At 70.2% G+C, this 11,400-nt stretch carries 9 protein-coding genes and 1 pseudogene; 4 read left to right on the top strand and 6 right to left on the bottom strand.

Translation table 11 applies throughout. The features are described 5' to 3' along the window. Positions 1–140 precede the first annotated feature (140 nt). Positions 141–920 (top strand): extensin family protein, encoded by a 780-nt coding sequence (locus CAP_RS23420; protein WP_156041074.1) that lies wholly within the window; start codon positions 141–143, stop codon positions 918–920. A gap of 32 nt (positions 921–952) precedes the next feature. Here CAP_RS23420 and CAP_RS23425 read toward each other — a convergent pair whose 3' ends face one another. The 5 genes from CAP_RS23425 to CAP_RS23445 all read right to left on the bottom strand — a co-directional run bounded on the left by CAP_RS23425 (position 953) and on the right by CAP_RS23445 (position 7,506). Further along, entirely contained in the window at positions 953–2,146 is a 1,194-nt protein-coding gene (locus CAP_RS23425) for a cytochrome P450 (protein WP_044244829.1), read from the bottom strand. A 52-nt stretch (positions 2,147–2,198) separates the two neighbouring features. Next, positions 2,199–3,524: an MFS transporter gene (locus CAP_RS23430; RefSeq protein ID WP_044244867.1), complete on the bottom strand. Its 1,326-nt coding sequence runs from the start codon at positions 3,522–3,524 to the stop codon at positions 2,199–2,201. A 133-nt stretch (positions 3,525–3,657) separates the two neighbouring features. Continuing rightward, positions 3,658–5,454: an acyl-CoA dehydrogenase gene (locus CAP_RS23435; protein WP_044244868.1), complete on the bottom strand. Its 1,797-nt coding sequence runs from the start codon at positions 5,452–5,454 to the stop codon at positions 3,658–3,660. Positions 5,455–5,579: 125 nt separating this feature from the next. Continuing rightward, positions 5,580–6,989, bottom strand: a complete 1,410-nt coding sequence (locus tag CAP_RS23440; protein WP_156041075.1) for an extracellular catalytic domain type 1 short-chain-length polyhydroxyalkanoate depolymerase — start codon at positions 6,987–6,989, stop codon at positions 5,580–5,582. 88 nt (positions 6,990–7,077) lie between these two features. Next, positions 7,078–7,506 (bottom strand): hypothetical protein, encoded by a 429-nt coding sequence (locus CAP_RS23445; RefSeq protein WP_044244830.1) that lies wholly within the window; start codon positions 7,504–7,506, stop codon positions 7,078–7,080. 191 nt (positions 7,507–7,697) lie between these two features. On the opposite strand from CAP_RS23445, the gene CAP_RS23450 reads away from it, so the two are divergent. The 3 genes from CAP_RS23450 to CAP_RS23460 all read left to right on the top strand — a co-directional run bounded on the left by CAP_RS23450 (position 7,698) and on the right by CAP_RS23460 (position 10,219). Further along, positions 7,698–8,894: a GIY-YIG nuclease family protein gene (locus tag CAP_RS23450; protein ID WP_063748741.1), complete on the top strand. Its 1,197-nt coding sequence runs from the start codon at positions 7,698–7,700 to the stop codon at positions 8,892–8,894. A gap of 216 nt (positions 8,895–9,110) precedes the next feature. Further along, on the top strand, positions 9,111–9,578 hold the full coding sequence (locus CAP_RS23455) for a PA2169 family four-helix-bundle protein (RefSeq protein WP_044244831.1): 468 nt from the start codon (positions 9,111–9,113) through the stop codon (positions 9,576–9,578). A 62-nt stretch (positions 9,579–9,640) separates the two neighbouring features. Further along, positions 9,641–10,219, top strand: coding sequence for a peroxiredoxin (locus CAP_RS23460; RefSeq protein ID WP_052375717.1), 579 nt, complete (start codon positions 9,641–9,643; stop codon positions 10,217–10,219). A gap of 55 nt (positions 10,220–10,274) precedes the next feature. Here the strand turns inward: CAP_RS23460 and CAP_RS23465 are convergent. Then, a pseudogene (locus CAP_RS23465) lies at positions 10,275–11,400 on the bottom strand (hypothetical protein); the annotation flags it as partial.

Genomic DNA, 11,400 nt, shown 5'->3' on the forward strand with positions numbered 1-11,400 from the left:
TGCGGCAATCCGGCACGGCCCCGTCCCGACCAGGCGCGCGCGCGACGCATCGCGGCACGCGGCACGAACACACGCCCACGCCTTCCTGCGCAGAGGTGCAGACGTAGCGTGTCCTCTGGCCGGGTGTACGCTGTGAACCCGTGGAGGGCGTGGGCAGCGACGTGGGCGGCGGCGCGGGCGCGGGCGTGAGAGCGCGGGCGCTCTTGCTGCTCCTCGTGGCGGTCGTCGCGCTCCTTCTGCCGCTCGCGGTCGCCCCGCCCGCGGCGGCCGCGAACCGCTACGCCATCGAGCCACCCGACGCCATGCTGGCGCGCGCCTACCGCTACGGCGCCATGGAGAGCGAGCACTGCCTCGCCCTCCTCGCGCTCCGCGACGTCCCCTTCCAGCCCGTCGCCCCGACCCGCGGGGTGGACACTCCGGTGCGCCTCACGGGCTTCCTCCACGGCGTCCGCTTCGTCCCCATCGACGCCCTTGCCCCGCCCGAGAAGGACGACCGCACCATCGCCGACTGCCGCCTCGTCCTCGCGCTCGATGATCTCGCCAGCGTCCTCGCGGAGCACCAGGTCGTCCGCGCCGAGTACTTCTCCATGTACCGCCGCCGGGGCGCCGGCTTCATGAAGCGCGGCATGCGCCACCCGGGCGGGCGCGCCATCGACCTCGTGAACCTCGTCCTCGCGGACGGCAAGACCTACGGGGTCCGCGGCGACTTCCAGGGCATGCGCGGCGTGAAGACCTGCGGCGACGGCGCCGCGAAGCCCCGCCGCGACACCCCCGGCGCGCGGCTCTGGCGCGCCGTCGTGTGCGAGACGAGCGCGCTCCGCTCGTTCAACCTGATCCTGTCACCCAACCACGACTGGGCCCACCGCGACCACCTCCACATGGAGGTGCGCAGCGGCATCAAGTGGATCCTCGTACAGTGAAGTGCTGAGCGGGGAGGGCTCGGGGGCGCGCTTCAGGCGCTCGCCACCGTGGCCCGGAGCGGCAACGTGCTCGGCGACCGGATGAAGAACGACGGCGACCACGAGACCTCCTGCGAGACCCGCTGGATGTCGCCGAGGCGCGCCAGCAGCACCTCCAGCATCACCTTGGCCTCCAGGCGCGCGAGCGGCGCCCCGATGCAGAAGTGGATGTCGAGCCCGAAGGCGAGGTGTCCCTTCGTGTCCCGGTGGATGTCGAAGCGGTCCGGATCGGGGAACCTGCTCTCGTCACGGTTCGCCGACGCCAGGAGCGGCAGCACCACCGAGCGCGCCGGGATCCGCTCGTCCCCGATCTCCACGTCCGTCATGGTCTGCCGGAAGATGCACTGCGCCGGGCTCTCGTAGCGCAGCACCTCCTCCACCACCGCGGGCACGAGCGACAGGTCTGCCTGCGCTGCGGCGAGCTGCTCGGGGTGGTCCGTCAGCGCGACCAGCGCGTTGCCGATGAGGCTCGTCGTCGTCTCGTTGCCGGCGATGAGCAGCGTGTTCGCGAAGCTCAGCACCTCCCCCGCCGTGAGCTTCTCGCCGTCCACCTCGGCGGCGAGGAGCTGGGAGATCAGGTCCTCCCGCGGCTCTCGACGCCGCTCCTCCAGCACCTCGCTGAAGTAGGCGTAGAACTCCTGCGTCGATCGCTCGAGCTGCGCCGCGTTGCCCACGCGGACGAGCGCCAGCGACCCCACCATGTCGTCCGACCAGCGCTTGAAGTCCGCCCGCCGCTCCGGCGCCACGCCCAGCATCTCGGCGATGACGATCATCGGCATGGGGACGGTGACCTCCACCGTGGCCTCGAAGGTGCTCTTCCCCCGCAGCCCGTCCACCAGCTCATGGGCGATGTCGCGGATGCGCGGTTCGAGCTGCGCCACCGTGCGCGGCGTGAACGCCTTCGTCACCAGGGTCCGCAGCTTCCCGTGGCGGGGCGGATCGACCTGCACGATGGAGGGAGGCATGCTCGTGTCCCACTTCACCCCTCTGGGCAGGCTCGCAGCCCAGCCCCGGTTCGAGAATCCCTTCGCATCGTGGAGCACGCGCGCCACGTCCTGGTAGCGCCCCACGGCCATGAAGCCCTGGGGCTGCAGGCGGCCCACCGCCGAGGTGCGGCGCAGCTCCGCGAACAGCGCGTAAGGGTTGCGAAGGACCTCGGGCGCGGTGATGTCGATGTCGGCGATCATGGGCTCCCTCCTCCCGTCGCCGGCGCAGGGTCACCGGCGGAACAGCGGCACCTCATCCTCGCGCTGGCGCCCCGCGGCGGAAGGGCAGGTAGATCGCCACGAGCACCCCCAGCGCGCACAGCGCCGCCACGTAATGGGCGGGCGCCATCGGGGTCGTCTTCAGCAGCAGCGTCACCACGAGCGGGGTGAGCCCCCCGAACAGCGCGTACGCCATGTTGTACGAGAACGACAGCCCGGAGAACCGCACCGCCGGCGGGAACGAGCGCACCATCAGCCCCGGGATCGCGCCCGTCGTCCCCACGAACCACCCCGTCACCGCGTAGAGCGCCGCGAGATGCTCCGGCGTCTCCCGCGCTCCCTGGTAGAGCAGGTAGGTCATCACGAGCTGCGCCGCGAGCCCCAGGCCGAGCACCCAGGGCGCCCCGAACCTGTCCGAGAGGGCCCCGAACGTCACGCACCCGAGCGTCAGCGTCAGCGTCGCCAGGCTGTTCGCGGCGAGCGCCTGCGCTGGCGTGATCCCGTGCAGCTTCTGCAGGAGCGTCGGCGTCATCAGGATGACCACCACGATGCCCGCCGTCAGCACGCACGTGAGCAGCATGCACACCACCACCGAGCCGCCGTGCCCGCGCAGCGCGGCCTTGAGCGGCAACCCCTCGACCAGTGCCCGCCGCTGCCGCATCTCTTCGAAGACCGGCGTCTCTGCGAGCCAGCGGCGCAGGAAGACCGAGAAGAACCCGAGCACCCCGCCGACCAGGAAGGGCACCCGCCACCCGAACGCCAGGACCTCCGCCGGGGTGAACGCCTTGTTCACCGCCGTCGCCATCAGCGACCCGAGCAGGATCCCGAAGGTCAGCCCCGCGGTCAGCGTCCCGCAGGCGAACCCGATCCGGCGCTCCGGCACGTGCTCCGCCACGAACACCCACGCCCCTGGCACCTCGCCGCCCACCGCGCCTCCCTGGAGGATGCGCAGGAGCAGGAGCAGCAGGGGCGCCGCGTAGCCGGCCGTCGCGTACGTCGGCAGGAGCCCGATCAGCAGCGTCGGCACGGCCATCATGAACACGCTCAGCGTGAACATCTTCTTGCGGCCGGTGCGGTCGCCGAAGTGCGCCATCACGATGCCGCCCAGCGGGCGCGCCAGATACCCCGCCGCGAACAGCCCGAAGGCCTGGAGCTGCCGCAGCCAGTCCGCCGTGTCCGGCGGGAAAAAGAGCTGACCGATCGTCGCCGTGAAGAACACGAAGATGATGAAGTCGTAGAACTCGAGCGCCCCCCCGAGCGCCGCCAGCGCGAGCGTCTTGCCGTCTTGCCGCGAGAGCGCGCGCGGAGGGAGCGCAGGAGGAGCGGGCGCTGGCCCGGGCTCGCTGGTCGAAGCAGGCATCTCCATGAGGGGCCGGAACGTTAGCCCAAGGCGCGGCGTCTCAGGGAGCCCGCACGAAACGCCGCGCTCGCTGTCCCCCGATGCTGCAAGGCGTTATGGCCGGAGAGGAGACCTCCCTGTGAACGCAGTACCTTTAGAACCAGGCGTCTTGCATGCGCGCGTAGGAGTCTTCGCCGGATCGGCAGAGTGCTGCCCAGTGCGCGACGCGCCCGAGTTCTCCCTCGATCCAGTACTGCGCGGCGCAGCGCTTCCCCTCGAACAGGGCCGCGTCTTCGGGCCGCTCTCGCAGGCCCTTCTCGGCGGCCGCGGCCATCCACAGCCACAGCCATCCCACCACCACCGTGGCCATCATCTCCATGTAGTCGGCGCTGTGCCGCAGCATCGCCTCGGCGTCGCCCTGCTGCCCCAGCCCGAGGAGGTGCAGCGTCACGTCGCGCAGCTCTCCTGCGGCCTGCTCCACGCGCGCGCACCACGACGCGGGCACCCCTGCCTCTAGCGCGCTGCCCACGGTCGCGCCGACCTCCTCCAGGAAGGCCATCATTGCCGCGCCGCCCTCGGCGGGCACCTTGCGCCCGAGCAGATCCAGCCCCTGGATGCCGGTCGTCCCCTCGTGGAGGCTGTTCAGCTTCTGGTCGCGCAGCCACGACTCTGGCAGGTACTCGCTCGAATAGCCGTAGCCGCCCAGCACCTGCACGGCCAGCGCGTTGGCCTCGAAGCCACGCTCGGCGGGGAACGTCTTCGCGATGGGCGTGAGCAGGTCCTGGAGCCACCTTGCCCGCTGCCGCGCCTCCGCGCCCTCCGCGTGCTCCGCGCGGTCGGCGTAGCGCGCCGTGACCCCGAGCAGCAGCAGGCCACCCTCCACGATGGCCTTCTGGCGCAGCAGCATCCGCCGCACGTCCTCGTGGGCGACGATGGGGACCTGCGGCGCGCGGGGATCCTTGCTCCGCAGGGGCCTGCCCTGGGGCCGGTTGCGCGCGTACTCCAGCGACTCCTGGTAGGCCACCGAGGCTGTGGCCACCCCGTTCATCCCCACCATCAGCCGCGCCTCGTTCATCATCTGGAACATGTAATGGATGCCCCGGTGCGGCTCACCCACCAGATAGCCGTGGCAATCGCCCTGCTCGCCGTAGTTGAGGGCGAGGCTCGGCAGACCGCGCCAGCCGATCTTGTGGATCACGCCCGCCACGTGCACATCGTTCGGCACCAGCCGCTCTCCCTCCGGGCGCAGCCGCGGAATGGCGAACAGGCTCACGCCCTTGATTCCTGGCGGCGCTCCGTCGATGCGCGCCAGCGCGAGGTGGACGATGTTCTCGACGGCGTCGTGATCGCCGCCCGAGATGAAGATCTTCGAGCCCCGGATCAGGTAATGGTCGCCCGCGGGCGTGGCGCGGCACTGCACGTCGCTCAGACTGCTGCCCGCCTGCGGCTCGGTGAGCGCCATGGTCCCGGTCCACGCCCCTTCGTACATGGGCGCCATGAACCGCTCCTTCAGCGCCGCGCTCCCGAACGACTCGATGAGGCGCGCCGCTCCGGCGGTGAGCCCGAGATAGCCGTAGGCGCCCAGGTTCGCCGCCATGGGGTACACGCTGGCCAGCGTCATCACCGTGAACGGGAGCTGCTGCCCGCCCACCTCCGCCGGCCGCGTCGCATTGAGCAGCCCCAGCTCGACCAGCCGGGGGTAGAGTTCCTTCATGACGGGGTGCACCACGACCCGCCCGTCCACGAGCCGCGGCGGCGCCTCGTCCATCGGCTTGTAGGCAGGGTAGAGCACCTCCCGCGACAGCCGGCGCGTCGCCCCCAGGAAGATCTTCACCCCCTCGACGGTGTGCTCCTGGAACGCGGGCAGCGCGAGCAGGGCTCCGACGTCGAGCACGTCGAAGAGGATGAAGTCCACCGTACGGTCGTCGACGAGGGGATTCTGGGGCGGCATCGCGCCGAGAGGATTCCGGCCGCAGAGGCGCGTCAAGCGCCGCGGCCTGCGCGCGACCTGCACGCGACCTGCGGCGCGCGGCGGCCTGTCTCTCTGGCTTCACGCAGTGCCCGGGCCGGGCAGGATCAGGGGCAGCGGCCTGCCTGGTAGTAGTTCGGCGCGGTGAGGCGGATCCACGTCGACATCGTCGTGTACAGGCCGAGGTTGTCGCCCGAGCCGATGGCGCAGACATAGCTGTTGCCCGTCCCGCAGCGGACCGCGCGCCCGTTGGCCACATGGTAGTAATTGCCCTCGTAGAACTCCTGGCAGGTCCCGCCAGTGCTGCCGCCGGAGCCGCCGGAGCCGCCGGAGCCACCAGCGCCGCCAGCGCCGCCAGCGCCGCCAGCGCCGCCCGAGCCTCCAGCACCGCTGGTGGAGCTTGCGCTGGTGGAGCTTGCGCTGGTGGAGCTTGCGCTGCTTGAGCTGCTGGAGCTTGAGCTGCTGGAGCTTGAGCTGCTGGAGCTTGAGCTTGAGCTGCTGGAGCTTGAGCTGCTGGAGCCGCTGTCGAGGCCGAAGAACTTTCCGGCGTAGTAGGTCGAGCAGATGTTCACGTCGAGCACGAAGGAGCCCGCGGTTCCGCAGCCGCCTGCGGGGGCGAAGCCAGGATCCACGGCCGTCCCGTGGCCCATGCCGGGGATGGAGATCGACTCCACCAGGGTCTGACCTGCGGCGTTGCGGTACTCCGAGCGGGTGGCGGTACCCACGGACGAGGTGGCGTCGGCGGTGGCGTCGATGCCGTGCACGTTGGTCCACTGATCGACGATCTCCTGCATGTTCTTGGCGTTGACCGTGTAGTCGGAGCTGCCGTGCCAGACCGAGATGCGCGGCCGTGCGCCCGTGTAGCCGGGGACTGCGGCCCGGACGAGATCGCCCCAGGCTGACGGGGTGCGGTCCACGCCGGGGTTCATGCAGGAGCCCGAGTCGTTCAGGGACGCTGCGCAGCGGTAGGGGATGCCGGCCATGATGGCGCCGCCGGCGAACACGTCCGGGTAGACGGCGAGGAGGGCGCTCGTCGAGGCCCCGCCCGCGGACAACCCCGTGACGAACACCCGCGCCGGATCGACGCCGTACTGCGACTTCATGTGATCGACCATCTGCCGGACCGAGAGCATCTCTCCCGCGTCGCGCTTGGTGTCGTTCGTCTCGTACCAGTTGAAGCAGCGCATCCCGTGGTTGGCGCTCTGCTGCTCCACGTAGACCACGTGGAATTTCCACGTGTCGGCGAGGTTGTCCCAGCCGGCCTTCACGTAGTCCTGCGCGCCCTGGGTGCAGCCGTGCAGGGTGACCACGAGCGGGGCTCCCGTGGGCACCCCGGCCGGGGTGTACCTGTACATTTTGAGGTTCCCGGGATTCGACCCGAAGCTGGTGACGGCGACGATTGCGCCTTGCGTGGATCCGACCTCCTCCAGGTCGTCTTCCATGGGCAATGCACAGGCCGCACTCAGGGTGGTCGCGGCGAGACCGAGGCAGGCGGGGGCGAGGCGTGATAGCAGCACGGGGCGATCTCCTTTCAGGATTCGAGGGTTCCTATAGCAGTCCCGGAGATTCCCCGGCGCCAATGGTGAGCGTCGCCGTCGTGGCCTGTCAGGGCGCAGGAGCGTCTGTGGAGGTGGACGTCGCGGCTTGCACGTCGATCGGCCCGTAGATCCGGTAGCGCACCGGCTGCTTCCGGTCGTCGAGCGCCACGTGGATCACCAGGCGCCCGGGCCTGGTGGGGGTGACCGTGATGCTGCGCTTCCCCTCCTCGACCTCCTGCGCGATGGCGCACGGCACGCCCTTGCACTGCACGTCGATGATGAAGGGACTGCGGAAGATCTCCTGGATGTTCTCGGGCGTGACCTTCGCGTCGACCGCGGCCATGCGCGGCCAGGTCACGACGACGTCGAGGGGCTGGCCGACGAGGGCCGTCGCGCTCGCGTCGCGGTATGAGCACGAGACCTCGGCGTAGGTGACCGGGGACAACCACCCACCGCACGAGGAGGCGAGCAGCGCCACGGCGACCCACGTCAGCATGCCAGCAGTGCTACTGGACCAGGCGACCACGCTGCTGCTTGTACAGCACCCATCGGTCCGGTCGAGCGTAAGCTGAGCGCACGAGGAGCGCACGAGGAGCGCGCGAGAGGGTAAGGCGGTCGACGTGGGGCAGGGATGTCCCGGCTCCGTGCCTTGACGGACTGTACGCATGTCCATGAACATGCCGCCCGATGCCGCGCGCGAGCCTGCTCCGGCCCCGCCCGAAACCCGCAGAGATCAAGGAGCGGATCACCCGCCTCCACGGGCTCGTGCGCGAGGGGACCGAGAACCGGCCCGGCGTCTACCAGATGGCGAACGAGGACGGCCACGTCGTCTACGTGGGCAAGTCGAAGCGCCTGCGCACGCGGCTCCTCGGGTACTTCCGGGCCGCCGCCAAGGAGAAGGGGGCCCGCATCCTCAAGGAGTCGACCGCGGTCTCCTGGGAGTACTGCCCGAGCGAGTTCGCGGCGCTGCTCGCGGAGCTGCGGCTGATCAAGCGCTTCAGGCCCAAGTTCAACGTGGTCATGAAGCGCGACCTGCGCCGCTACGCCTTCCTCCAGCTCACCCACGGCCCGGCCCCCAAGCTCCGCGTCGTGGGCGGCTCGGCGCGCGATCCGCAGAGCCTCTACTACGGACCCTTCACCAGCCGGAGCCGCACCCACGACGCGGCGCGCGCCCTCTCGAACGCGCTCGGCCTGCGCGACTGCGCGGAGGACGTGCCCATCGTCTTCAGCGATCAGCAGGAGCTCTTCCCCCTCGGCCGCCGCACCCCGGGCTGCCTGCGCTTCGAGATCAAGCGCTGCCTCGGTCCTTGCGTGGGCGGGTGCTCGGCCAGCGCATACACCGAGCGGGTGGGCCTCGCCCGCGCCTTCCTGGAGGGACACAGCGAGGGGCCCATCGCCCAGTTTCGCGCCGAGATGCTGGAGAACAGCGCGCGCGCCGAGTACGAGCGCGCCGCCGCCCTGCGCGACCGGGTGAAGCAGCTCGAGATCCTGCGCGAGCAGCTCAAGCGGCTCAGGTTCGCGCTGGAGTCGCTCTCGTTCCTCTACACGGTGCCCGGGCACGGCGGCGACGATCGCATCTACCTCGTCCGTCGTGGCAGCGTCCGCGCCGAGATGACGGTGCCCCGATCGGAGGCGGAGCACGAGGCGCTTCACCGCCTCGCGGGCGAGGTCTACGGGCCCCACGAGCCAGCGGCCGCGCCGGTGCCGCTGCACGAGGTCGAGGAGGTACTGCTGCTCTCCTCGTGGTTTCAGCGCTTCCCCGACGAGCTGGCGCGGACGCAGCCCTTCGTGCTCCAGCAGCACGGATCGCCCGACACGCGCGCTCACGGCACCGACAAGCCAGGCCGCACGACGGCGTCACGGAACCGCACGTCTGCGACGTGAGAGGCTGACAACCCTGGAGCGGCGCCCCGGTTTCCCTGCACCGCCGAGCACACCGCCCAGCTCGCGCTGCACAGAGACGCCGCAGGCATCCACCTTGCGTAGGACCCTCCGCGCAACGCGAACTGCAAGCTTCTGAAGGTGTCGTCCGATGCCATCGTGTCCGCTCTCGGGCGGGGACGGCGGCGGCCGAGGGCACTCCAGAAAAGGAGACACACCATGGCGACGATGATTGGCAGTGAAGCGACGCTCCTGGGGCTCCTCAAGGATCTCATCGAGCTCGACTACGACGCCATCGAGGCCTACGAAGCGGCGATCGAGCGCATGGACGACATGCGCGACAGGGCGCAGCTCTCGACGTTCCTCGCGGACCACCGGCGTCACGTGAACGACCTGAGCCTCTTCATGCACGATCTGGGCGGCACGCCCCCGGACGGAGGCGACATCAAGCGGATCCTGACCAAGGGCAAGGTGGTGCTCGGCGGACTCCTCGGCGATCGCGCCGTGCTCACGGCCATGAAGACCAACGAGGACGACACCAACACCGCCTACGAGCGCGCCCTCAAGCGCAACGACATCCCGGCCCGCATACGCGCCGTCTTCCAGCGGAACCTGGCCGACGAGCGCCGGCACCGTGACTGGATCGTGCAGCGCATCCGGGGCTACGAAGCCAGCGCGCATGCGTGACGGTGCAGGCTGCGGGTGAGGCGCCCCTTGTCGCGCGCCGCCCTCCGGTCAAGCATGGGGCCATGAGTCCTCGTGCCCACCTCGCTACCCTCGTCACCCTGGCCGCCCTCGCCACCTCGTCGGTGGCCTGCAACGAGCCAAGCTCCTCCAAGCCGGCGCCGGAGGCGAAGACCACCGCGGCAGATCCTCACGCTGCCCTCGTGCCCCTGAAGCCGGGGGACGCTGCGCCCGACGCGACCCTCAAGCTCCACGATGGCAAGGAAGTGAAGCTTTCGAGCCTCGCCGGCAAGCAGGTGCTCATCTACTTCTACCCCAAGGACGACACCCCCGGCTGCACCGTCCAGGCAGAGGGCCTGCGTGACGGCTGGGCCGACCTCCAGGCCGCGGGCCTCGACGTCTACGGCGTCTCCACCCAGGGCGCCCAGAGCCACGAGGCCTTCATCGACAAGTACAAGCTGCCCTTCCCGCTGGTCATCGACGAGGACGGCGCCGTCGCCCGCGCCTTCCACGTGCCCATGCGCGGCTCCTTCGCCTCGCGTCAGTCGTTCCTGATCGGCAAGGATGGGAAGATCAAGTCCATCTGGCTCGAGGTGGACCCCAAGGAGCACGCCGCCACCGTGCTCGCCGCCGCGAAGAGCTGACGCTCCTCGGGCCCTTGCTCGTGGAGAGCAGGGGCCACGGCGCGCCGCCGGAGGGTCACGGCAGGTAGTACAGCGCGGTGAGGCTCCCGGTCATGATCGCCCAGGGTGAGGCCTGGAGGGTGGTCCGGAAGTTCAGAGAGCCGCTGCTGTCGGTGACTGAACCATCGACGCTGCGGCTCGCGTTCGTGTACGTGCCGTAGACCCCGACCCCCGCCTGCAGCGAGAGCTCGGGCACCCCGATGAACCCGAAGTGCAGCTCGCTGCCGATCCGCGCCCCCAGCTCGAAGAGGAACCCTTCCCGCGTGATCTCCGAAGTCTGCTCATCGCCATTGAGGGTCGCGGTGGCGACAGCCGTGCCGGAGACGAACGCCGCATTGGTCTCGGGAATGATGAGGAACTTGTAATGGGCACCATGGGCCAATGCCAGCGGCAACCCGAGGTGGAGACCACCGCCAGCGAGGTTGCTCTCCAGCTTGACTGATTCGAAATCGCCAGTTCTGCCCTGCGTTTCCTCCGACTGGAAGTAGAACCCGACCCCAGCATCGAGCCCCACCAGGCGGCCAAACCAGTACCGAATGCCGATGACCGGCGCATAAGCCGGCTCGAACGTCGTCATGTTCAGCAGCGGAACGAAGGTCGACTGATTGCTGCCAGACCCCAGCCCGATCCCACCCAGTGCGGTCAGCCGGATCGTCTGCAGCCCGAGATACCCCACCGCCAGCTTGCGAACGACCCGGTCATGGTCGGAGGGCTCCGGCGCCACCTGAACCTGAGGCATCGCCTGCGCCCCCAGCATTGGCTGCCCCCCCACCCCTGGTTGCCCTCCCGGCATTGGCTGCCCCCCCGGCCCTGGCTGCGCCCACGGCAGTGCCTGCGCATTCTGCCCCGCAATGCCCGTGCTGCTCTGGCCCATCGCCTGAGGCCCACCCAGCACAGGCCCCTGCGGCGCATTGCCCCCCTGAGTCGGCACCTGGCTCGCAGGCATCCCCGCACCCGGCATCGAGGCCCCGCCTGGCGCTCCGGGAACCCCCGCAGCCCCCGCAGCCCCCGCAGCGTCCCCCTGACCAGCCGCCCCTCCCGGCTGCTCCACGACCTGCGCCCCCGCCTCCCCCGCACCAGCCATCGCCGCCACGACCAGCCAACCCGCCACCCACCGCACCATGCAAACCCTCTCCATCCCC

Origin of the sequence: Chondromyces apiculatus DSM 436, from assembly GCF_000601485.1 — a bacterium.
GTDB classification, from domain to species: domain Bacteria; phylum Myxococcota_A; class Polyangia; order Polyangiales; family Polyangiaceae; genus Chondromyces; species Chondromyces apiculatus.